Below are 20,216 nucleotides of genomic sequence, written 5' to 3'. Positions count from 1 at the left end.
TCAGTTCTCCTTCACGACGGAAATGTTGCCGGGGACGGTGCCCTCGGCGTCGGCCAGGGCGGCGAGCTGGCGGGCGGTGAGCTCGCGGCGCGCGCCCTTCTCGAAGTGCTTCTCCAGGTAGTACTGGCCGACCATGAGCAGGGAGGTGACGGCGAGGTACCAGGTGGCGGCCACCAGCAGCATGGGCACCGGCTCGAAGAGCGCGGCGGCGATGTCCATGGAGCGGCCGTAGAGCTCGAGGGTGTAGGGCACGGCGACGACGAGCGAGGTGGTCTTGAGCATGGAGATCAGTTCGTTGCCCGTCGGCGGGATGATGATGCGCATGGCCTGCGGCATGACGGTGCGGCGCATGGTCATGGTCCAGCTCATGCCGAGGGCCTTGGAGGCCTCCATCTGGCCTTCGGGGACCGAGGAGATACCGGAGCGGACGATCTCGGCCATGTAGGCGGCCTCGTTGAGGCCCAGGCCCAGCACGGCGAGGAGGAAGGCGTTCTTCAGCAGGGACTGCAGGTCAATCTCCGCGAACCCGACGTTGATACTTTGATAAAGCGACCCGAGCAGGCCCCAGAACACCAGCTGCACGTACACCGGTGTCCCACGGAACACCCACAGGTACACCCATGCCACGCCGCGCAGCACCGGGTTGGGCGACATGCGCATGACGGCCAGCGTCGCGCCGAGGACCACGCCGATGAGCATGGCCAGCACCGTCAGCGCCAGGGTGTGCAGGGCGGCGGTGGCGATGCGGGTGTCGAAGAGGTACGCCCGGTAGGTCTCCCAGCCGTAGGCCTCGTTGCGCAGCGCGCCGATGATGAACCAGGCGAACAGGCCCAGCACGACGGCCGCGAGGATCCAGCGGCCCGGGTGGCGCAGCGGCTTCGCCTGGATCGGTGCCGGAGTGGCGGGGGTGCTCATGCGATCTCCTTCTCGTTGATCATGGCGCGGTCGATGAGACCGGTGGTCACGCCCCACTGGGCGAGGATGCGCTCGTAGTCACCGGTGTCGATGAGGTGCTGCAACGCGGTGGCCATCGCCGGGCCCAGCGGGGAGTCCTTCGGCACGGCCCAGCCGTAGGGGGCGGCGTCGAACATGTCGCCGGTGAGCTCCAGGCGGCCGTCGGAACGCGAGACGGCCCAGGCGGTGACGGGGGAGTCGGCGGACAGGGCGTCGGCACGCCCGATGAGCGCGGCGAGCGCCGCGTTGTCGGAGGTGTCGTAGGACAGGACGGTGACGGGGTCATCCCCGGCCTCCTCACACGCCTGGGACTTGGGGCGGACGTCGTCGGTCTCGGAGACGGTGGTGCGCTGCACCGCGACGGTCAGACCGCAGGGGTGCGCCGGGTCGACGTCGGACCCCGTCGGCTGCGCCCACTGGATGCCGGCGTAGAGGAAGTTGACGAAGTCGAAGTTCTTCCGCCGCTCCTCGTTGTCCGTCAGCCCCGTGGTGCCCGCGTCGAGGGTGCCGGCCTGCACGGCGGGCAGGATCATGGCGAAGTCCTGCTCCACCGGCTGGAACTCGAGACCCATGACGGCTGCGGTGGCCGCCGCCAGGTCCATCTCCAGGCCGATGATGGTGCCGTCGGAGTCCTTGAGCTCGAAGGGCGCGAACGGCGGGTTGACGCCGCCGGTGAGCACGCCGTCGGCGGCCACCTCATCCGGCACCAGCGCCGCGATTTCGGGAACCTCGTCCGGGATGATCGGCTGCCACCCCTCCGGGTGGCCGTCCTCGACGTTGGTGACACACGCCGACATGCTTATCGACGCCGCGACCGTCACCGCCGCCAGGAGGCTGCGGCGGGCGGTCATGCCGGCTGCTCGGTGGCGATGATCTCGGACTCGCGGCGGGTGGTGGCCACGCGGTCGGCGATGATGAACGTCGCGACCACGGCACCGCCGAGCACGATGAGACCGATGACCGGGAGAACGTTGTCGCCCGGGGACAGCAGGTCCGCGTCGGCGGTCTGCCACGGCCACAGGGAACGCAGGGAGCCGAGCATGAGGCCCGCCATGATGGTCAGGGTGATCGTGCGGTGCTTCTCCAGGGCCCAGGTGAGGACCTTGACGAACAGGGCGATACCGACCAGGGCGCCGGCCATGAACGTGAAGATGACGGGCCACTCGCGGTTCGACAGCGAGCCCATGATCGGCGTGTACAGGCCGACGGCCAGCAGCATGTAGGAACCGGAGATACCCGGCAGGACCAGCGCACACACCGCGACCGCCGCCGCGACGAAGATGATCGGCAGGGCGGGATCCTCGCGCGGGGCGGAGACGAAGCTGGTGCCCAGGAAGCCGACGACCGCGGCGACCAGGAACAGCGGGATGACCATGCCGACCCGGCGGCGCAGGTCACGGGGGTCCATCATGGCCAGCGGCACCCAGATGGACACGGCGACCATGCCGAGGAAGAGGGCGCGGGCGTACTCAGGGGAGTTCTCCACGAAGTTGTGCAGGACCGTGGACAGGGAGAACACGGCGGTGACCATGCCCACGCCGACGGCGATGAGGAACGCCCAGTCCACCTTGCCGAATTCACGGCGCAGGAGCTGGTTACCGGTGTTGAGGGCGCGCTCGTAGATACCGACGACAAGCGCGACGGTGCCGCCGGAGATGCCCGGCACGAGTTCCGCCATGCCGATGAGGCCGCCGCGGATGACATTCGCCAGGACGTGCAGCGGGGTGCGCGGCGTCTTGGCGGGGTAATGATGGGTGGTCGTCATGACCGTTCACATTACGGCACGGTGTCGGTTAGTTCTCCTCCGGGATCATGGATATGGCACCGCACGGACACTCCTCCGCGCAGATGCCGCAGCCCTTGCAGGAGTCGTACTTGAACTCGTACTCACCTGCTGCGATCTTGGTCACAGCGTTGTCGGGGCAGACGCCGAAACAGTTGTCGCACCCGTGAAGCGCTTCCCACGCATGGCGGCGCGGCAGTGGGAGGAGACGATGCCGCCGATGCCGACGGAGAACGCCTTCTCCAGGACGATGAAGCGGGTGGCGTTCTCCAAGGCGGCACGCACCGCGGCGGCGGGGAAGGGGCGGAACGAGACGATGGAGAGCACGCCGATCCTCTCCCCCTGCTCCCGGCGCTCATCGACGACGTCGCGCAGGGTGCCCGTCACCGAGCCGAGGCACACGATGATCGTCTCGGCGTCCTCCGTGCGGTAGTGGTGCATGAGCCCGCCGGAGGTGCGGCCGAAGATCTCCGCGAACTCGGCGCTCACCCGCGGGATGACGTCGAGGGCCTGCAGCTGCTTGTGGTGCGCCAGGTAGCGGACCTCGGTGAACGCCTCCGGGCCGACCATCGCACCGATGGAGATCGGCGCGGCCGGGTCGAGGACCTGACGCGGCTCGTACGGGGGAAGGAACGCGTCGACGTCCGCCGCCTCCGGGATGTCCACCTGCTCCATCGCGTGCGTGAGGATGAACCCGTCCATGCACACCATCACCGGCAGGGAGAGCTCCTCCGCGATCTTGAAGGCCTGGACGTGCAGATCGGCGGCCTCCTGGTTGTCGGTGGCGTAGAGCTGCAGCCACCCGGAGTCACGCTGGGACATTGAGTCCGTCTGGTCGTTCCAGATGTTGATCGGCGAACCGATGGCGCGGTTGGCCACCGTCATGACGATCGGCAGGCCCAGTCCGGAGGCGTTGTACACCGCCTCCACCATGAACAGCAGGCCCTGCGAGGCCGTTGCCGTGTAGGAGCGGGCCCCGGCCGCGGACGCACCGATAGATGCGGACATCGCCGAGAACTCACTCTCGACGTTGACGTACTCGCACGAACCCAGCTCGCCCTTCTTGCTCATCGCGGACAGGGCCTCGACGATGTGGGTCTGCGGGGAGATGGGGTAGGCGCAGATGACCTCCGGGCGGCACGCCGCGACGGCCTGCGCCACCGCCTGGGATCCCTCGATCTGCTTAAGCATGGGTTGCCTCCTGCTTCGACTCCTGCTGCTTGGACATGACCAGGTCATAAGCGGCCTGGGCGGCGGCGACGTTCATCTCGCCGACCTTGCCGGGGAAGCGCGCCATGATGGCGTGGCCCACCGACTCCATCCGGTACAGGCCGGTGAGCGCCGCGACGCCGCCGAGCAGCACCGCATTCGGGACCGTGCGTCCCGTGTACTCCCGGGCGATGTCGGTGGCCGGGATCGTCATGAAATGCCCCGCCGGCTGCCGGGCCTGCAGCTCACTCAGACCCAGCTCGGCGCTGCGCTTCGAGGAGTTGATGAGGACGTACCCGTCCTCCGTCAGACCCGAGAACACGTTGAGGATAGGCAGCAGCGTGCGGTCCTGCACCACGACGAGATCCGGGTTGAATACCGGCTCCCGGGTGCGGATTGGGGTGTCACTGATCCGGCAGTACGCCACCACGGGCGCGCCGGTCCTCTCCGAACCGAAGGAGGGGAACGCCTGCGCGTGCCGTCCCTCCTCGAAAGCGGCCATCGCGATGAGGTCGGACGCGGTGATCACGCCCTGTCCGCCCCGTCCGTGAATACGTACTTCGAGCCGGAATGTGCGGTAACCGGATCCTCCGCCGCGGGGGCGCCCTGGTGGCACCCCTGCCGACGGGAATGTGCGACAGTGGAGGGAATACATATCTGCACAGTTATCCGGGAAGTGATTCCGCATGTTCCTCCGCCGCATGGCCGCAGTGGCCCTCGCCTCCGCCCTCGCCCTCCCCGCCGTCGTCGGCGTCACCCCTGCACAGGCACAGCCGGGCAACGCCGTCGTCTTCGGTGACTCCTACACCGCGGTGCCGGACCAGTTCTACAACCACTACCGGAGCAGCTCCCTGTCCTCCGGCCTGGTGCCCGCCGACTACCCGCGTGCCAGCGGGGGGTGCCTGCAGTCACCGAACAACTGGCCCCGCAAGATGCAGCAGCAGACCGGCGTCCCCGTCGTCGACCGCTCCTGCACCGCCGAGACCTCCCTGTCCATGCTGGGCAAGATCGACGCCGCCATCCGCGACGGTCACCTGCACGGCGGCACCCGCGCGGTCTACCTCGCCATCGGTGCCAACGACTGGGGCCCGTTCGGACGCAATGAGGGCGCGAACTCCAGCGACGTGCCCTCCATGACCGAGCGCTTCTCCCACAACCTCTCCCGCGCCGGCGCCAAGATCCGCGCCGTCGCGCCGGGTGCCCGCATCATCGTCACCGGCATGCCGGAGATCACCAACGGCACCGGCCTGTGCCTCATCCAGGTGATCCCCAATCTGCCGCTGGGCATCCCGGTCCCGGGTCACCAGGTGGAGAACAACATCCGCGAGATGCAGCGCGTCGGTGCCGAACGCAACGGCATGATCTTCGTCGACAACTACGCGCTCACCCGCGGCCACAACACCTGCGCGCCGGACGCCTCCCGCTACGTCGCGGGCAGCATCGACGTCACCAGCCCGGCGTACACCATGTCCCTCCACCCGACGGACCTGGGCAACGAGGTCCTCGCCCGCAACAACGGCGCGGCGCTGCGGTAGGCGGGCGTCGGCCTCTCCCGGCCCGTCGGACCGTACTTCCCAGGACGCAGCGGGTGGTTAGAGCAGCGCCTCGATGTCGACGTCGTCCTGCGGGACGCCGTCGAGAAGCGAACCGGTGACGCGCTCGTCGAAACGCGCGCGCACCTTGTCGTAGGTCTCCTCCTGGAAGCGGTAGTAGTACACCAGCGGCAGGTGGTCGTGGACCTCGTCGAGGTACCCGGACACGAAGTCCTCCAGGTCCTCGCGCTCCTCGAGGGCCGCGACGGAGACGTAGAGGAACAGCAGGCGGGTGAGAGCCTGGTAGGAGCCGTCCTGGACACCGGCGAGGGAGGGCTCGACGCCGTCGACGGCGACCGTCGCCATGACGTTGCGGTCCTCCTCGTCCGCGGCGAGGTAGTTGCCGATGCCCATGAACCCGAGGGCGTCGGCGTCCCCGGCGATCCAGCCGGTGAGCTCGTCGATGTCGTCGGTGGCGCGGTAGTCCTCCCGGATCTGACCCGCCTCACCGTTGACCGCCGTGGTGAAGTAGTCGAAGGTGCCGGAACCCTCCGGGCGGCCGACCAGGACGATCTCCTCGTCCGGCCACCCGTCACGGACATCGGCCCAGGTGGTCACCGCGGAATCCGGTGCCCAGATCGCGCCGAGCTCCTCCATGGTCAGATCCCGGACGGCGCCGTTGGCGGAGTTGAGCACCACGGACAGGGCGTCGAGGGCGATGGGGAGCTCGATGAACTCGATGTCGTTCTCGGCGCAGAGTGCCGCCAGGTCGTCGGTGATGGGCACGGAGGCGTTGTTGATGTGCGACTCACCCCGGCAGAACTCCTCGAAACCGTCGAGGGTGCCGTCGGTGGTCTGCTCGATGGCGACCTGCTGCGCGCGGGCCATGTGCGCGGTGATGGGGGCGACGGTGGAGGAACCGGTGACCCGGACGGGGTCGACGCTCGTCGGCGTGCAGCCGGTGAGCAGCACAGCTGCGGCAGTGACGGTTGTCACGGCGGGGAGGATACGGCGCGGCATCATGCGTCCTCACCCTCCCGGCGGTCACGCAGGTCACTCATGAGCTCGTCGATGAACAGGCGGATGTTCTGCCAGCGGCTGCTCGTGGAGGCGAACAGCTCCGGAAGGCGTTCGATCTCCTCGCGCTGACGCTGCTCCTGAAGCTCCTGCAGACGACGCTCGATGTCGGAGAGGATCTCCTCGAGCTGCTCCTCCAGGGTGAGTTTGGGATCGGTGGTCATGGTCGTCTCCTTAGAGGATCACGGTGAGGAAGATGAGCAGGGCCGGCAGCGCCAGGAACACGCCGAGCACCCACCCGGCGATGTAGAGCTTGTTCTCCGAACCCAGGCGGGCCAGCGTCGTGGCGCCGAAGACGGGGATGTTGCGCAGGAACGGCAGCCCGTAGATGAGGATCGTGGCGAACAGGTTGAACAGCAGATGCACCAGTGCGGCCTGCAGGGCCAGACGGGCCTCGATACCGGTAAACGCGAACGCGGCGATGAGGGCGGTGATCGTCGTGCCGATGTTGGCGCCCAGCGTGAAGGGGTAGACCTGCTTGAGGGAGAACGTGCCCGAACCCGCGAGCGGGACCATGAGCGAGGTGGTCGTCGACGAGGACTGCACCATGACGGTGATGAGCGTGCCGGAGAGGATGCCGGACAGCGGACCACGGCCGATGGCGTTGTGGAGGACCTGCTTGGCCTTGCCCACCATGACCACCTTGAGCAGCACACCGATGAAGTTGATGACCGCCAGGATCAGGCCGATGCCGATGAGGATGAGGAGGATGCCGCCCCACGGTTCGGGGAGCACGTCCCCGATCATGCCGATGAGGTCGGCCAGCGGATCGGTGACGGTGGTCACCGCGGTGCCGATGCCGGCGAAGATGGTGGCGAACAGACCGCCGTCAGAGCCCGCCAGCTGATCGGCGAAGAACGTGGAGACCCGGTCGAGCAGGCCGAACATCATCTCCAGCGGGAGGAAGATGACCACGGCGAGGAGGTTGAAGAAGTCGTGCACCGACGCGGCGGCGAAGGCCCGCCGGAAGTCCTCCTTCTGGCGGACCATGCCGAGGGAGACCAGCGTGGAGGTCAGGGTCGTGCCGATGTTGGCGCCCATGAGCATGGGGATGGCCGTGGCCATGGGCAGGCCGCCGGCGACCAGGCCGACGGTGATCGAGGTGACCGTCGAGGACGACTGGATGAGGGCGGTGGCGAGCACACCGATCATCAGGGCGATGAGCGGGTTGGAGGCGAAGGCGAACAGCTCTTCCGCCTGCCCGCCGGTGGCCAGTTTGAAGCCGTCGCCGATGACGCTGACGGCGGTGATGAGCAGGTAGATGCCGAGCGCGACCGCCACCCAGTTGGCGATCTCGAGGGCCCGGCCCCGGAGGCCGAAGCGTTCCAGCGGGCTCCGCGCCGCAGCTGCCTCGTCCTGGTCCGTCGGAGCCTCATGTACCTCGTGGGCGCCGGGCATGGTGGGGGTGGACATGGTGTCTCTCCTCGGATGTGCGCGGGCCGGGACAGCCCGACAGGGAGCACATCGACCATATGTTTCCGAGGTAACCACCACGAAGCCCCCTGGTGAACCGGCGGTTGACCAGGGGGGCAACTCTGCGTGAAGGAGCGCGTCCGGCGGCGCGCCGCATCTCACAAAGTGCCCCCGGTGGGACTCGAACCCACACTGTGCGGGTTTTGAATCCGCTGCCTCTGCCAATTGGGCTACGAGGGCGTGCCGGACCAGTTTAATCCATGCGCGCCCCGCCGGGGCAATCCCCCTGGCTACACTTGGACAGCGTGACTGAGAACAACCGCCTCCTGCTCATCGACGGGCATTCGATGGCCTTCCGCGCCTTCTACGCCCTGCCCGCCGAGAACTTCTCGACGACCGGTGGCCAGCACACCAACGCTGTCTACGGTTTCCTCTCCATGCTGGCGAACATCCTCGCCGAGGAGCAGCCGACGCACGTGGCGGTGGCCTTCGACGTGGGGCGCCAGACGTTCCGGACGGAGATGTTCCCGGAGTACAAGGCGCAGCGCGAGGCGTCCCCGCCGGAGTTCAAGGGGCAGGTGGACATCCTCCAGGAGGTGCTGGAGGACCTGGGCATCTGCACGCTGAGCATGCCGAACTACGAGGCCGATGACATCGTCGCCACGCTCACCACCGCCGCGGAGCCGCTGGGTTACGAGACGCTCATCATCACCGGTGACCGTGATTACCTGCAGCTGGTGAGCGACGATGTCACGGTGCTCTACCCGATGCGGGGCGTGTCGACGCTGCACCGTTTCACCCCGGCCGCCGTCGAGGAGAAGTACGGCCTCACCCCGGCCCAGTACCCCGACTTCGCGGCCCTGCGCGGAGACCCGTCCGACAACCTGCCCAACATCCCGGGCGTCGGCGAGAAGACGGCCACGAAGTGGATCCAGCAGTACGGAACCCTGGACAACCTCCTCGAGCACGCGGACGAGATCAAGGGCAAGGCGGGTGACAACTTCCGCGAGCGCCTCGACCAGGTGCGGCTCAACCGGCAGCTGACGCACATGCTCACGGACATGGAGCTGCCGCTCGGCCCCGACGAGCTCACCCTCCGCCCCGCGGATGTGGCGAAGGTCGCGGAGCGTTTCGACGACCTCCAGTTCGGCGCCAACCTCCGCGAGCGCATCCTCGCCGCGGTCCCCACGGAGGGTGCCGTCGAGGCCCCCACCGAGGAGCTTGTCGACGTCACCGTCGACGCCGGTCCTCTCTCCGAGTGGCTGCCCGCCCGGGCGGGCCAGGGGCTGGCGATGTATGTCGTCGGCGACGGGTCGCCGAACCAGGGCGACGTGCAGGCGGTGGCGATCGTCGATAAGCAACGGCACGCGGTGAGCGCCGAGATGGCCGACCTTTCGCCCGCCGACGAGAAGGCCCTGGCCACCTGGCTGGCCTCGGAGGACCCCAAGTACCTCCACGAGTCGAAGGCGGCGTTCCACATGTTCGCCGGGCGCGGCATGGAGCTGTGCGGGGTCACCCACGACACCGCCCTCGCCGCCTACCTCCTGCGCCCCGGGCAGCGCACCTACGAGCTCAAGGACATCTACCAGCGGCACCTGCAACGGCAGCTCGCCGAGCCGGAGGGGCAGCTCTCCCTCCTGGGGGACACCTCGCTGGTGGATTCCGCGGCGGCCGTGCTCGAGCTGGCGGAGGAACTGACCGTCCAGCTGCAGGGCATCTCCGCCTACGAGCTCTACTGCGACCTGGAGATCCCGCTCGCCGCCATCCTCGCGCGGATGGAGGCCACGGGCATCGCGGTCGACGTCGAGACGCTGGAAGAGCAGCTGGCGAGCTTCATCGACCACGTCAAGGAGGAGGAGGCCGCCGCCCGTGAGCTGGCCGGCGACCCGGGGCTCAACCTGTCGAGCCCGAAGCAGCTGCAGGTCGTCCTGTTCGACACCTTCGGCATGCCCAAGACGAAGAAGACCAAGACCGGCTACTCCACGGCGGCCAAGGAGATCGAGGGCCTGGCGGTCAAGCACCCGCACCCGTTCCTCGACCACCTGCTCGCGCACCGCGAGTACCAGAAGATGAAGACGACCCTCGAGGGGCTCATCAAGACGGTGCAGCCCGACGGCCGCATCCACACCACCTTCCACCAGACCGTCGCGTCCACCGGCCGCCTCAGCTCCACCGAGCCGAACCTGCAGAACATCCCGGTGCGCACCCCGGCGGGCCGGAAGATCCGCTCGGCGTTCGTCGCCGGCGAGGGCTACGAGTGCCTGCTCACCGCCGACTACTCGCAGATCGAGATGCGCGTCATGGCGCACCTCTCCGAGGACCCCGGGCTCATCGACGCCTACCGGCAGGGCGAGGACCTGCACAACTACGTCGGCTCCCGCGTCTTCGACGTCCCCATCGACCAGGTCACCCCGGAACTGCGTCGCCGCGTCAAGGCCATGTCCTACGGCCTGGTCTACGGACTGTCCGCCTTCGGCCTCGGCCAGCAGCTGAGCATCCCCGCCGGTGAGGCGAAGGGCATCATGGACAACTACTTCGAGCGTTTCGGCGGCGTGAAGCGCTACCTCGCCGAGGTGGTGGAGAAGGCCCGCCAGGACGGCTACACCTCCACACTCTTCGGGCGGCGTCGCTACCTGCCGGAGCTCAACTCCGACAACCGCGTCGCCCGCGAGAACGCCGAGCGGGCCGCCCTCAACGCGCCGATCCAGGGCACGGCGGCGGACATCATCAAGGTCGCCATGCTCCGCGTCGACCGTGCGCTCACCGACGCCGGCGTGCAGTCCCGCGTCCTCCTCCAGGTCCATGACGAGCTCGTCGTCGAGGTCGCCCCCGGCGAGCTGGACCAGGTCCGCGGGATCCTCGAGCGCGAGATGGACTCCGCGATCACCCTCCGCGTTCCGCTGGAGGTTTCTGCCGGGGCGGGCGGGAACTGGGACGAGGCCGCGCACTGATGACGCTCCGGCCGGGCACCCCCGCCGGCGTGCTGCCCGCCTTCTTCCGTTCCTCCTTCGGGCACGTGCGCAGGCACGGGCGGCTCATGGTCGCGGTCGACGGCGCAGACACCGTGGTGGGGGCCATCGCCTGGTCCGCCCCCGGGCAGTGGAAGACCCCGGCGTGGCGGGGTGTCCTGGCGGCCCCGGCGCTGCTGCGGACCTTCGCCGATCGCGGCCGGCGCATCGACGCCGCCACCCACGCCGCCCATCCCACCGAGGAGCACTGGTACCTGGCCGGGGTGGCGGTCGATCCCGCAGCGCAGACCGGGGGAGTGGGCACCGCTCTCATCCGGGAGGGCCTCGACGTCGCCGATTCCGAGGGGCAGCCCGTCTACCTCGAGTGCGTGGAGGAGCTCATCCCGTCCTACGAACGCTTCGGTTTCGCCGTCACCGGGCGCATCGAGCCCGGTCAGGTGGGTATGTGGAGGCAGGTGAGGTCAGGGAGGACCTCGTAGCCCGCCAACTGCCCGGGGGAGTGGGAGGTGGCCACCGCGATGACGCGGCAACCGGCGCGGCGTCCCGCCTCCAGGCCCGCGGGGGCATCCTCCACGACGAGGCACTCGGCGGGATCCACCCCGAGCCGTCGCGCGGCCAGCAGCTCGGCGGCCCCGGGCAGCGCCACGACGGAGTCGAGGTCGGCCATCTCGAGGGAGAGGAGGCGCTGGTAGGCGGCGTCGACACGCTCGGGTGCCACGAAGTCCGCCAGCGTGTCCTTCGCGCGGCGGCCGTGGCTGACCTGCAGGATCGCCGCGGCGTCGAGGTCGTCCTCGGCGGCCCAGGTGCGCCACGCGCGTTCCACCGCCGGGGTGGAGTCGACGAGCGTGCCGTCGATGTCGAAGAGCCAGTACGTCACAGGCCGGCGTAGTACTCGTGGAGCTGGGCGGGATCGGATTCCACGCCCTCGAGCTCGTCGAGGATGAGGTGCCAGCCGAGGGCGTAGTCGACGGCCTCCGCGCCGAGCAGGCCCTCGTGGGTGAGGCGGATGTTGCCCTCGCCGATCTTCCAGGTGACGAAGGACTCCGGCAGGCCCGGCCAGTTCCAGGTGTGGACCAGCGCGCGCGGCGGGTCGGAGTGGGTGACCTGGCCGGTGGCGCGGCCCTCCTCGCCGAAGTCGTAGACGACGGTGTCGCCGTCGACGCGGGCGCTCACCGCCGCCCAGAGATCGTCCACGGAACCGGGGAGCGTGCGGTCGAAACGGATGGTGCCGTCGGAGATGGAACCGGCGCCGGCGGGCGTGATGTCGGGACTGAGGTTCACAGCGACTCCAGCAGTGCGGCGCACGCCTTCTCGCAGCGGCGGCAGGCCTCCGCGCAGATACGGCAGTGCTCGTGGTGGTCGGCGTGCTCCTCGCAGTCTGCCGCGCATGCAGCGCAGGCGGTGCGGCAGGCCTCGAGCAGTGCCCGTACGGTGGCGGTGTTGCTGCCGGTCAGGCGGGTGAGCACGGTGCCGGTGGCGGCGCAGATGTCGGCGCAGTCGAGGTCGGTGCGGATGCAGTCGCGCAGGTCAGCGACGGAGTCCTCGGAGAGACACGCGTCGGCGCAGGCGGTGCAGGTCTGAGCACAGCTGAAGCAGGCCTCGATGCACTCTGCGAGCAGCTGCTTGTCGACGCCCCCGCCCTGCGGGTGGCTGTCGATCATGGAGGATACGGCGGACATGACATTCCCCTTCGTTTATGGGTGGTGTGCTGCCCGCCACACTACCGCTTCCGGCACACGAAGATGGCGGTGCCGGGGAAGATGCGGCCGCGCTCCGGGGACCATTGACCCCAGTTCTCGGTGAGGTGCTCCGGCCACTCAGGTTCGAGGAGGTCGTGCAGGTGGAACCCGGCGGCATCGAGGGCCCGGACCCAGTCGCCGAGGGTGCGGTGGAACTCCGCGTAGGTGGCGGTGCCGTCCTCGTCGTGCTCGACGTACTCCCGCTCGAAGTAGCTGATCTGCGCTTCGAAGGCCTGCGGGTCGTCGGGGAAGATCCACCGCATGGGGTGGTTGACGGAGAAGACCAGGCGGCCGCCGGGGCGGAGGACGCGGGCGACGTCGATAAGCACCGATGTGACGTCGGGGACGAAGGGGAGAGCGCCGAAGACGGAGAAGGCGACGTCGAAGGAGGCGTCACGGTAGGGCAGCGCCTGGGCGTCGGCCTGGGTGAGGGGGACGCGGCCGTCGGCGTGGGTGAGCATCGCGTGCGAGAGGTCGAATCCGGTGACGAAGGCGCTGGAATGACGCGCCAGCCAGGAGGCGCACGGGGCGGATCCGCAGCCGATCTCGAGGACGTCCAGGCCCGCGACGTCCCCGAGGAGGCGGGCGTCCGACTCGGCGAGCATCTCCGGGCACCAGTGGAATCCGTCCAGGTAGGAGGCGTGACGGGAGTGGTAGTCTGCGGCATCGTGGTCCCACCAGGAGCGGTTGGCGGTGGCGGCCTGTGAGGCGGATGTTTCAGGTGTTGTCATGGACTTCCTTCACTTCCCGTGGTATTTGCCCTTGACTGGTTGAGGCACTAGTGTGTATTGGGCGTGTCTGTGTCTTGCGGTGCAGTGGACTGTAATAGGAGGGTCCGCGCATGCGCGGGGTGAGATCGGACAGCCGAGAGACACGTTCCTGTCCACTTTCTATCTCCTATCCAATTCGGAGCAACTGAACACATGCCCAACACCACTACCCCTCAGGTTGCCGTCAACGACATCGGCACCGCTGAGGACTTCCTCGCAGCAGTCGACGCCACGATCAAGTACTTCAACGATGGTGACATCGTCGAGGGCACCGTCGTCAAGGTCGACCGCGACGAGGTTCTTCTCGACATCGGCTACAAGACCGAGGGCGTCATTCCGTCCCGCGAGCTGTCCATCAAGCACGATGTCGACCCGGATGAGGTCGTCGAGGTCGGCGACCAGATCGACGCACTGGTCCTCACCAAGGAGGACAAGGAGGGTCGTCTGATCCTCTCCAAGAAGCGTGCACAGTACGAGCGCGCCTGGGGTGCCATCGAGGAGCTGCAGGAGAAGGACGAGCCGGTCACCGGTACCGTCATCGAGGTCGTCAAGGGCGGCCTCATCCTGGACATCGGTCTCCGCGGCTTCCTGCCGGCCTCCCTCGTCGAGATGCGTCGCGTCCGCGACCTGGACCCGTACATCGGCCAGGAGCTCGAGGCCAAGATCATCGAGCTGGACAAGCACCGCAACAACGTGGTCCTGTCCCGCCGCGCATGGCTCGAGCAGACCCAGTCCGAGGTCCGCTCCGAGTTCCTGCACCAGCTGCAGAAGGGTCAGGTCCGCAAGGGCGTTGTCTCCTCCATCGTCAACTTCGGCGCCTTCGTCGATCTCGGCGGTGTCGACGGCCTGGTTCACGTCTCCGAGCTGTCCTGGAAGCACATCGACCACCCGTCCGAGGTCGTCACCGTCGGCGATGAGGTCACCGTCGAGGTTCTCGACGTCGATCTCGACCGCGAGCGCGTCTCCCTGTCGCTGAAGGCGACCCAGGAGGACCCGTGGCGTGTCTTCGCCCGCACCCACGCTGTGGGTCAGATCGTCCCGGGCAAGGTCACCAAGCTCGTCCCGTTCGGCGCCTTCGTCCGCGTCGAGGAGGGCATCGAGGGCCTGGTCCACATCTCCGAGCTGGCTCAGCGCCACGTCGAGGTTCCGGACCAGGTTGTCACCGTCGGCCAGGAGGCCATGGTCAAGGTCATCGACATCGACCTCGAGCGTCGTCGTATCTCCCTGTCCCTCAAGCAGGCTGACGAGGACTACACCGACGAGTTCGACCCGTCCAAGTACGGCATGGCCGACTCCTACGACGAGCAGGGCAACTACATCTTCCCGGAGGGCTTCGACCCGGAGACCAACGAGTGGCTCGAGGGCTTCGACGAGCAGCGTCAGGCCTGGGAGGCCCGCTACGCCGAGGCAGATCGTCGCCACCAGCTGCACACCGCTCAGATCGAGCGTCACCGTGCCGCTGCCGCCGAGGCCGCCGAGCAGGCAGCCACCAACTACTCCTCCGAGTCCGAGGATGCAGCTCCGGCATCCGCTGAGGCTCCGGCTGAGTCCACCGGTGGTTCCCTCGCCTCCGACGAGCAGCTCGCTGCTCTGCGCGAGAAGCTGGCCGGCAACTAAGACAGTCGCCTGACAGGGCCCCGTCCTTCCCCGTTGTGGGGAGGGCGGGGCCCTGTTGCTTATCGACGTCCCCCGGCCCCCGTCCCGGTCGAATTCACGCGGTCGAAGGGAGACTCCTTTCGATACCGCGGGCACTGGTTTCGACGGGGTGAATTCGCGTCCGTGCGCTGGTGATGACCAGTGGCATGGCTCACGTTGGGGTGTCTCTTGTGGCGTTGTTGTTTATGGGCCTATGATGGGCGTAATGCCAACACTCCGGCACAAACCGGGCATGAACCCACCGTAAAAACAACCCTCAGGTGGTCATGACAACAGTCCGGATGAGCGGCAGCCGAGTAGCTCTGACATCCGAAAGGACAGCGTCCATGGCGTCCACAACCACGACAACGGCGCAACACATCATCAAACAGATCGGTGGGGCGGAGAATATCTCCTCACTGACCCACTGTGCGACCCGACTCCGCATGCAACTCAATGACCAGTCCCTCGTCGACCAGGAGGCGCTGGAATCCGATCCGGCGGTCCTCGGCGTCGTGAAGCAGGGCACCACCGGCCTGCAGGTGATCATGGGCGGCGGCGTCGCGGATTTCTATCAGGCGATGCTCAAGGAACCGGGCGTCCAGCAGGACGGCGGGGCGAAGGCGGCGTCGACAAGCAAGGACTACGGGGGAGTGCGTGGAAAGTACTCGTGGGTGGACTACGCCTTCGAGTTCCTCTCCGACACGTTCCGCCCGATCCTGTGGGCGCTGCTGGGTGCGTCGCTCATCATCACCCTGCTGGTGCTGGCCGACACCTTCGGCCTGCAGGACTTCCGCGCACCCATGGACGAGCAGCCCGACACCTATGTGTTCATGCACGCCATGTGGCGCTCCGTGTTCTACTTCCTGCCGATCATGGTCGGTGCGACGGCCGCCCGGAAGCTCGGGGCCAATGAGTGGGTGGGTGCCGCCATCCCGGCCGCGCTGCTCACGCCGGAGTTCCTGGCGCTCGGTGCCGCCGGCGACACCGTCACGGTCTTCGGCCTGCCGATGGTCCTCAACGACTACTCCGGCCAGGTGTTCCCGCCGCTCATCGCAGCGATCGGCCTGTTCTGGGTGGAGAAGCTGCTGAAGAAGATCATCCCCTCCGCGGTGCACATGGTGTTCGTGCCGTTCTTCTCGCTGCTCATCATGATCCCGGCGACGGCGTTCCTGCTCGGCCCGTTCGGCATCGGCGTCGGTAACGGCATCTCCAACCTGCTGACCGCGGTCAACGACTTCTCGCCGTTCATCCTCTCCATCCTCATCCCGCTGCTCTACCCGTTCCTTGTGCCGCTGGGTCTGCACTGGCCGCTCAACGCGATCATGATCCAGAACATCAGCACCCAGGGTTTCGACATCATCCAGGGCCCCATGGGCGCGTGGAACTTCGCCTGCTTCGGCGTGGTAACCGGCGTGCTCGTCGTCTCCATGAAGGAGCGCAACAAGGCCATGCGCCAGGTCTCCCTCGGCGGCATGATGGCCGGCCTGCTGGGTGGTATCTCCGAGCCGAGCCTCTACGGCGTGCTCCTGCGCTTCCGTAAGACCTACATGCGCCTGCTGCCGGGCTGTTTCGTCGGCGGTGTGGTCATGGGCATCTTCAACATCAAGGCCTACGCCTTCGTGTTCACCTCCCTGCTCACCATCCCGGCGATGGACCCGTGGCTGGGTTACGTCCTGGGTATCGCCGCCGCGTTCTTCACCTCCATGTTCCTGGTCATCTTCTTCGACTACCGCGGTAAGGAGGAGAAGGCCGAGATCCTCGCCCAGATCGAGGCTGAGCGCACCGCCGCCTCCGAGGCCGAGGACGCGCGTATCGACGCCGCGTCCGCCCCGGTCGCCGGTGCCGCCACCGCCGGTGGCGTCGCGACGCTGACCCGGACCGAGATCACCGCTCCGCTCGAGGGCCGCGTCCTCCCGCTCAGCGAGGTTCCCGACGCCGCCTTCGCCGGCGGTGCCCTGGGCAACGGCGTCGCCATCGACCCGAGCGGGGACACCGTCGTCGCCCCGGCCGACGGCAAGGTCCTCACCGTGCAGAAGTCCGGCCACGCCGTCGGCCTGCGCCTGGAGGGCGGTGTCGACCTGCTCATCCACATCGGCATCGACACCGTGCAGATGGGCGGCGAGGGCTTCGAGGTGCTCGTCGAGAAGAAGCAGGAGGTGACGGCCGGTACGCCGCTCATCCGTTTCGACCGCGCCGCCATCGAGGCCGCCGGCTACCCGGCGATCACCCCGGTGCTCGTGTCCAACACCCGCAAGTTCGCCTCCGTCGAGGGTCATCCGGAGGCCGCGGCGGGCGAGTCGATCATCACCGTCACCCCGAAGGAGGAACAGGCCTAGTATCGGGGCCATGAAGATCATCGGACTCACCGGCGGGATCGGCAGCGGAAAGACCTCCGTTGCCGATCTCCTGCGTTCCCACGGCCTGCCCGTCATCGACGCCGACCAACTCGCCCGCGACGTCGTCGAACCCGGACAGCCGGCCCTGGCTGAGCTGGCCGACGCGTTCGGTGCCGACATCCTCCACGCCGACGGGACGCTCAACCGCGGTGAGCTCGCGGCCCGCGCCTTCGCCTCCGAGGACGCCACGCAGCGGCTCAACGACATCACCCACCCCCGGATCATGGCGCTGCGCGACGAGCTCATCGACGACGCGCGTGACGACGGCGAGCCGGCCGTCATCTACGACATGCCGCTGCTCGTGGAGAAGGGGCAGCACGAGGACATGGACCTGGTCGTGGTGGTCCACGTGGACGTCGAGAAGCGTATTGAGCGTCTGGTGAACGGCCGCGGCCTCGACGAGGCGGACGTGCGCCGCCGCATCGCGGCGCAGGCCACCGACGAGGAGCGGCTGGCAGTGGCGGACGTCGTCATCGACAACAACGGTCTGCGCGAGAAGCTCGAGCCGCAGGTGCAGGCACTGGTCGACCAGATCAGCCTCTGATCCCGACAGTGAGCAAGGGTCCGCGGGACGTCGATAAGCATGGCGACTACAGTGGTGCAGCATGGGAACCTGGAACACCGGACCGTTCGACAACGATGACGCCGCGGAACTCCTCGACGACATCCGCGAGGGCCATATCTACTTCGACGAACTGCTGCCCGACGTCGGCCACCGCTACATCGAGGCCGACCAGGGCGCGATGATCATCGCCATGGCGCACCTCGCCGCCGGCGACGTGCCCGAAGGCATCGACGAGTCGCACCTGCAGTCCCTGCGCACCCCCGAGACCCGGGAGCGCCTGCGCCAGTGCCTCGAGGCCGTGCTCTCCGACGGTGCCGTCTCCGAGCTCGCCGAGCTGTGGGCCGAGAGCGGCCAGGAGGAGCTCCTCGAATGGAAGGCGAAGTCCCACGTCCAGCTCGTCTGACATCGGGGCCCTGCGGCGGGTCGTCCTGCTCGTCGCGGGCCTGAACTTCGCCTACTTCTTCGTGGAGTTCGCGGTGGCGCTGTCCATCGGTTCAGTCTCGCTGCTGGCCGACTCGGTGGACTTCCTCGAGGACACCGCCGTCAACCTGCTCATCTTCATGGCGCTCGGATGGGCGGCGTCCCGACGTGCCCTCGCCGGTAAGGTCGCCGCCCTCATCATCCTCGTCCCGGCGCTCGTCGCCGGATGGCAGGCGGTGGTGAAGGCGCAGGATCCGGTGGCACCCGACGTGTGGCCGCTCGTGCTCACCGCCGGTGGGGCGGCCGTGGTCAACCTCGTGTGTGCCCTCCTGCTCGTCCGTCTCCGGCAGCACGGCGGCTCACTCGGGGTGGCGGCATTCCTCGCCGCCCGCAACGACGTGCTCATCAACATCGCCATCATCGGCATGGGACTGGTCACCGCATGGACTCTCTCCGGATGGCCCGACATCGTGCTCGGCGTGCTCATCATCCTGCTCAACGCGGCGGCGGCGAAGGAAGTGTGGGAGGTCGCCACCGAGGAACAGCTGGCTGCCAAAGCCCTCGCCGGTGAGGACATCGACTAGCTTTTCCTGAACGCACGGTCGGTTTCTGGCATATCATCGTGCCCATGAACCTTCACCCGCTTGTGCAGCCCCTCACGTCCATCGTCGGCACCTGGAACGGCCTCGGCCGCGGCCACTTCCCGACGATCTCCGACTTCGACTACACCGAGACGATCTCCTTCGACGCGATCCCCGGCAAGCCGTTCCTGCGCTACGAGCAGAAGACCGCCAGTCCGGACGGCGCCCCGATGCACACCGAACTCGGCTTCCTCCGCCCCGTCGGGGACAACCGCCTCGAGTTCGTCATCGCCCAGCCCACCGGACAGACCGAACTGCTCCAGGGCACCTACGAGGAGAAGGAGGACGGCACCCTCCGACTCCACTTCGACCAGTCCGAGGTGGTCAACTCTCCGACCGCCAAGCAGGTCGACGCCACCACCCGCACCTACGTCTTCAACGCGCTGCGCTCCTCGGTGCACACCGAGTTCGACATGGCCGCCGTCGGGCAGGAGATGCAGCAGCACCTGGTGAGCGACCTGTCGAAGTTCTTCTAACCCAGCTCGACGCCGTCCGTGCTGACGGCGAAGCTGTAGAAGTCCACCGCACACATCACCCGGGTCTCGCCCTCCGCCACCGCGCAGGAGACGGGGCCCGTCGTGATTCGCTGACCGGGCTGGAGCGGCTGCGTGTTCTCCGTCGCCATGAAGATGCGGTTGGCGTTGTGCGTGGTCGCCGGTTCACCCTGGCGGACAGACACGGCGTTGATGTCGCCCTCACCCTGGTGGGTGCACATGGCCAGCACGGAATCCTCCGAGTACATCTCGCAGTAGGTGCCGTCCGGGCCGACGAATTGCCAGCCCGGCTGCTGCGGCATGATGTGGCTCGACGAGTAGGGCGCCGCGTCGGTCTCCGGGACGGCGGAAATCTGGTCGACGAACGAACTGCCCGGGATACCCATCGACGGTTCCGCGGACTCTGCGGGCGGCTCGGTCGGGGAGATCGTGGCCTCGTCGGTGACGGTGACCTCGACCGTCTCGGGAGTGGCCTCGTTGCTGTCACCCGCGCAGGCGGTGAGCGTCGCCGCGAGCAGCGCGACACCGAGGATGCGGGGAAGTGATGTGATGGGTGTCATAGGAAAACCGTAACAATTTCCGGCTGCGGGCGGAAGGAGCTCGTCGATAAGCGATG

Annotated in this window: 23 protein-coding genes and 1 tRNA gene; 9 read left to right on the top strand and 15 right to left on the bottom strand. The window is 67.8% G+C overall.

Annotation, left to right across the window (positions count from 1 at the left end; genetic code table 11):
- From B9Y70_RS07795 to B9Y70_RS07770, 6 genes are read right to left on the bottom strand one after another with little or no spacing between them, the layout of a single operon-like run.
- On the bottom strand, positions 1 to 915 hold the full coding sequence (locus B9Y70_RS07795) for an amino acid ABC transporter permease (protein WP_085549705.1): 915 nt from the start codon (positions 913 to 915) through the stop codon (positions 1 to 3).
- The gene (locus tag B9Y70_RS07790; protein WP_085549704.1) at positions 912 to 1,805 is read right to left on the bottom strand and encodes an ABC transporter substrate-binding protein; all 894 of its coding nucleotides are present in this window, start codon (positions 1,803 to 1,805) and stop codon (positions 912 to 914) included. The genes B9Y70_RS07795 and B9Y70_RS07790 overlap by 4 nt, the downstream gene beginning before the upstream one ends.
- On the bottom strand, positions 1,802 to 2,719 hold the full coding sequence (locus B9Y70_RS07785; RefSeq protein ID WP_085549703.1) for a DUF368 domain-containing protein: 918 nt from the start codon (positions 2,717 to 2,719) through the stop codon (positions 1,802 to 1,804). The genes B9Y70_RS07790 and B9Y70_RS07785 overlap by 4 nt, the downstream gene beginning before the upstream one ends.
- 28 nt (positions 2,720 to 2,747) lie before the next feature.
- Positions 2,748 to 2,864, bottom strand: a complete 117-nt coding sequence (locus B9Y70_RS07780; RefSeq protein WP_205410432.1) for a 4Fe-4S binding protein — start codon at positions 2,862 to 2,864, stop codon at positions 2,748 to 2,750.
- Positions 2,861 to 3,928, bottom strand: a complete 1,068-nt coding sequence (locus B9Y70_RS07775) for a thiamine pyrophosphate-binding protein (RefSeq protein ID WP_085549702.1) — start codon at positions 3,926 to 3,928, stop codon at positions 2,861 to 2,863. Before B9Y70_RS07775 ends, B9Y70_RS07780 begins: the two co-directional genes overlap by 4 nt.
- Positions 3,921 to 4,601 carry a 2-oxoacid:acceptor oxidoreductase family protein gene (locus B9Y70_RS07770; RefSeq protein WP_085549701.1) on the bottom strand — a complete coding sequence of 227 codons (681 nt, stop codon included), beginning with the start codon at positions 4,599 to 4,601 and terminating at the stop codon, positions 3,921 to 3,923. The genes B9Y70_RS07775 and B9Y70_RS07770 overlap by 8 nt, the downstream gene beginning before the upstream one ends.
- 31 nt (positions 4,602 to 4,632) lie before the next feature.
- Here B9Y70_RS07770 and B9Y70_RS07765 point away from each other — a divergent pair, with 31 nt between their 5' ends.
- A complete protein-coding gene (locus B9Y70_RS07765; RefSeq protein ID WP_085549700.1) occupies positions 4,633 to 5,481 on the top strand; it encodes a GDSL-type esterase/lipase family protein in 849 nt (282 codons plus the stop codon).
- A gap of 57 nt (positions 5,482 to 5,538) precedes the next feature.
- Here the strand turns inward: B9Y70_RS07765 and B9Y70_RS07760 are convergent, their stop codons facing one another.
- The 4 genes from B9Y70_RS07760 to B9Y70_RS07745 form a co-directional block, all read right to left on the bottom strand.
- Positions 5,539 to 6,474, bottom strand: coding sequence for a substrate-binding domain-containing protein (locus B9Y70_RS07760; protein WP_240309172.1), 936 nt, complete (start codon positions 6,472 to 6,474; stop codon positions 5,539 to 5,541).
- 23 nt (positions 6,475 to 6,497) lie between these two features.
- Positions 6,498 to 6,719 carry a hypothetical protein gene (locus B9Y70_RS07755; protein ID WP_085549698.1) on the bottom strand — a complete coding sequence of 74 codons (222 nt, stop codon included), beginning with the start codon at positions 6,717 to 6,719 and terminating at the stop codon, positions 6,498 to 6,500.
- Positions 6,720 to 6,729: 10 nt separating this feature from the next.
- A complete protein-coding gene (locus B9Y70_RS07750; RefSeq protein ID WP_085549697.1) occupies positions 6,730 to 7,968 on the bottom strand; it encodes a Na/Pi symporter in 1,239 nt (412 codons plus the stop codon).
- A gap of 166 nt (positions 7,969 to 8,134) precedes the next feature.
- A tRNA-Leu gene (locus B9Y70_RS07745) sits at positions 8,135 to 8,208 on the bottom strand.
- A gap of 20 nt (positions 8,209 to 8,228) precedes the next feature.
- Here B9Y70_RS07745 and polA point away from each other — a divergent pair.
- Together polA and B9Y70_RS07735 are read left to right on the top strand one after the other, a co-directional pair.
- Positions 8,229 to 10,919: a DNA polymerase I gene (polA, locus tag B9Y70_RS07740; RefSeq protein ID WP_085549696.1), complete on the top strand. Its 2,691-nt coding sequence runs from the start codon at positions 8,229 to 8,231 to the stop codon at positions 10,917 to 10,919.
- Positions 10,919 to 11,416 carry a GNAT family N-acetyltransferase gene (locus tag B9Y70_RS07735; RefSeq protein ID WP_085549695.1) on the top strand — a complete coding sequence of 166 codons (498 nt, stop codon included), beginning with the start codon at positions 10,919 to 10,921 and terminating at the stop codon, positions 11,414 to 11,416. Before polA ends, B9Y70_RS07735 begins: the two co-directional genes overlap by 1 nt.
- Here the strand turns inward: B9Y70_RS07735 and B9Y70_RS13045 are convergent.
- The 4 genes from B9Y70_RS13045 to B9Y70_RS07715 are packed head-to-tail and all read right to left on the bottom strand — an operon-like array spanning position 11,371 to position 13,407.
- Positions 11,371 to 11,814, bottom strand: coding sequence for an HAD-IA family hydrolase (locus B9Y70_RS13045; protein ID WP_085549694.1), 444 nt, complete (start codon positions 11,812 to 11,814; stop codon positions 11,371 to 11,373). The genes B9Y70_RS07735 and B9Y70_RS13045 overlap by 46 nt on opposite strands.
- Positions 11,811 to 12,218 carry an SRPBCC family protein gene (locus B9Y70_RS07725; RefSeq protein ID WP_085549693.1) on the bottom strand — a complete coding sequence of 136 codons (408 nt, stop codon included), beginning with the start codon at positions 12,216 to 12,218 and terminating at the stop codon, positions 11,811 to 11,813. The genes B9Y70_RS13045 and B9Y70_RS07725 overlap by 4 nt, the downstream gene beginning before the upstream one ends.
- Positions 12,215 to 12,616 carry a four-helix bundle copper-binding protein gene (locus B9Y70_RS07720; protein ID WP_085549692.1) on the bottom strand — a complete coding sequence of 134 codons (402 nt, stop codon included), beginning with the start codon at positions 12,614 to 12,616 and terminating at the stop codon, positions 12,215 to 12,217. The genes B9Y70_RS07725 and B9Y70_RS07720 overlap by 4 nt, the downstream gene beginning before the upstream one ends.
- A 41-nt stretch (positions 12,617 to 12,657) precedes the next feature.
- Positions 12,658 to 13,407, bottom strand: a complete 750-nt coding sequence (locus B9Y70_RS07715; protein ID WP_085549691.1) for a class I SAM-dependent methyltransferase — start codon at positions 13,405 to 13,407, stop codon at positions 12,658 to 12,660.
- A 192-nt stretch (positions 13,408 to 13,599) separates the two neighbouring features.
- Between B9Y70_RS07715 and rpsA the strand changes: the two genes are divergently transcribed.
- From rpsA to B9Y70_RS07685, 6 genes are all read left to right on the top strand, one after another.
- Complete coding sequence (gene rpsA / locus B9Y70_RS07710; RefSeq protein WP_085549690.1) at positions 13,600 to 15,063, top strand: 30S ribosomal protein S1; 1,464 nt, start codon at positions 13,600 to 13,602, stop codon at positions 15,061 to 15,063.
- Positions 15,064 to 15,428: 365 nt separating this feature from the next.
- Positions 15,429 to 17,420 (top strand): glucose PTS transporter subunit IIA, encoded by a 1,992-nt coding sequence (locus tag B9Y70_RS07705; RefSeq protein WP_085549689.1) that lies wholly within the window; start codon positions 15,429 to 15,431, stop codon positions 17,418 to 17,420.
- Between the two features lie 10 nt (positions 17,421 to 17,430).
- Entirely contained in the window at positions 17,431 to 18,024 is a 594-nt protein-coding gene (gene coaE, locus B9Y70_RS07700; protein ID WP_085549688.1) for a dephospho-CoA kinase, read from the top strand.
- Positions 18,025 to 18,085: 61 nt separating this feature from the next.
- Positions 18,086 to 18,448 (top strand): DUF4259 domain-containing protein, encoded by a 363-nt coding sequence (locus B9Y70_RS07695; RefSeq protein ID WP_085549687.1) that lies wholly within the window; start codon positions 18,086 to 18,088, stop codon positions 18,446 to 18,448.
- 1 nt (position 18,449) lies between these two features.
- Positions 18,450 to 19,049, top strand: coding sequence for a cation efflux transmembrane domain-containing protein (locus tag B9Y70_RS07690; protein WP_085549857.1), 600 nt, complete (start codon positions 18,450 to 18,452; stop codon positions 19,047 to 19,049).
- 44 nt (positions 19,050 to 19,093) lie between these two features.
- Positions 19,094 to 19,582, top strand: coding sequence for a heme-binding beta-barrel domain-containing protein (locus B9Y70_RS07685; protein WP_085549686.1), 489 nt, complete (start codon positions 19,094 to 19,096; stop codon positions 19,580 to 19,582).
- Here B9Y70_RS07685 and B9Y70_RS07680 read toward each other — a convergent pair.
- Positions 19,579 to 20,160: a hypothetical protein gene (locus B9Y70_RS07680; protein WP_085549685.1), complete on the bottom strand. Its 582-nt coding sequence runs from the start codon at positions 20,158 to 20,160 to the stop codon at positions 19,579 to 19,581. The genes B9Y70_RS07685 and B9Y70_RS07680 overlap by 4 nt on opposite strands.
- Between the last annotated feature and the right edge of the window lie 56 nt (positions 20,161 to 20,216).

The organism is Corynebacterium pollutisoli (genome assembly GCF_900177745.1).
GTDB classification, from domain to species: domain Bacteria; phylum Actinomycetota; class Actinomycetes; order Mycobacteriales; family Mycobacteriaceae; genus Corynebacterium; species Corynebacterium pollutisoli.
This window is presented reverse-complemented; position numbering and strand designations above follow the sequence as displayed.

What these genes read in the sequence shown, in the direction of transcription:
- B9Y70_RS07795 (WP_085549705.1), bottom strand. Translation starts at nt 915, where the DNA reads ATGAGCACCCCCGCCACTCCGGCACCGATCCAGGCGAAGCCGCTGCGC.
- B9Y70_RS07790 (WP_085549704.1), bottom strand. Translation starts at nt 1,805, where the DNA reads ATGACCGCCCGCCGCAGCCTCCTGGCGGCGGTGACGGTCGCGGCGTCG.
- B9Y70_RS07785 (WP_085549703.1), bottom strand. Translation starts at nt 2,719, where the DNA reads ATGACGACCACCCATCATTACCCCGCCAAGACGCCGCGCACCCCGCTG.
- B9Y70_RS07775 (WP_085549702.1), bottom strand. Translation starts at nt 3,928, where the DNA reads ATGCTTAAGCAGATCGAGGGATCCCAGGCGGTGGCGCAGGCCGTCGCG.
- B9Y70_RS07770 (WP_085549701.1), bottom strand. Translation starts at nt 4,601, where the DNA reads ATGTATTCCCTCCACTGTCGCACATTCCCGTCGGCAGGGGTGCCACCA.
- B9Y70_RS07765 (WP_085549700.1), top strand. Translation starts at nt 4,633, where the DNA reads ATGTTCCTCCGCCGCATGGCCGCAGTGGCCCTCGCCTCCGCCCTCGCC.
- B9Y70_RS07755 (WP_085549698.1), bottom strand. Translation starts at nt 6,719, where the DNA reads ATGACCACCGATCCCAAACTCACCCTGGAGGAGCAGCTCGAGGAGATC.
- B9Y70_RS07750 (WP_085549697.1), bottom strand. Translation starts at nt 7,968, where the DNA reads ATGTCCACCCCCACCATGCCCGGCGCCCACGAGGTACATGAGGCTCCG.
- polA (WP_085549696.1), top strand. Translation starts at nt 8,229, where the DNA reads ATGCGCGCCCCGCCGGGGCAATCCCCCTGGCTACACTTGGACAGCGTG.
- B9Y70_RS07735 (WP_085549695.1), top strand. Translation starts at nt 10,919, where the DNA reads ATGACGCTCCGGCCGGGCACCCCCGCCGGCGTGCTGCCCGCCTTCTTC.
- B9Y70_RS07720 (WP_085549692.1), bottom strand. Translation starts at nt 12,616, where the DNA reads ATGTCCGCCGTATCCTCCATGATCGACAGCCACCCGCAGGGCGGGGGC.
- B9Y70_RS07715 (WP_085549691.1), bottom strand. Translation starts at nt 13,407, where the DNA reads ATGACAACACCTGAAACATCCGCCTCACAGGCCGCCACCGCCAACCGC.
- rpsA (WP_085549690.1), top strand. Translation starts at nt 13,600, where the DNA reads ATGCCCAACACCACTACCCCTCAGGTTGCCGTCAACGACATCGGCACC.
- B9Y70_RS07705 (WP_085549689.1), top strand. Translation starts at nt 15,429, where the DNA reads ATGGCGTCCACAACCACGACAACGGCGCAACACATCATCAAACAGATC.
- coaE (WP_085549688.1), top strand. Translation starts at nt 17,431, where the DNA reads ATGAAGATCATCGGACTCACCGGCGGGATCGGCAGCGGAAAGACCTCC.
- B9Y70_RS07695 (WP_085549687.1), top strand. Translation starts at nt 18,086, where the DNA reads ATGGGAACCTGGAACACCGGACCGTTCGACAACGATGACGCCGCGGAA.
- B9Y70_RS07685 (WP_085549686.1), top strand. Translation starts at nt 19,094, where the DNA reads ATGAACCTTCACCCGCTTGTGCAGCCCCTCACGTCCATCGTCGGCACC.
- B9Y70_RS07680 (WP_085549685.1), bottom strand. Translation starts at nt 20,160, where the DNA reads ATGACACCCATCACATCACTTCCCCGCATCCTCGGTGTCGCGCTGCTC.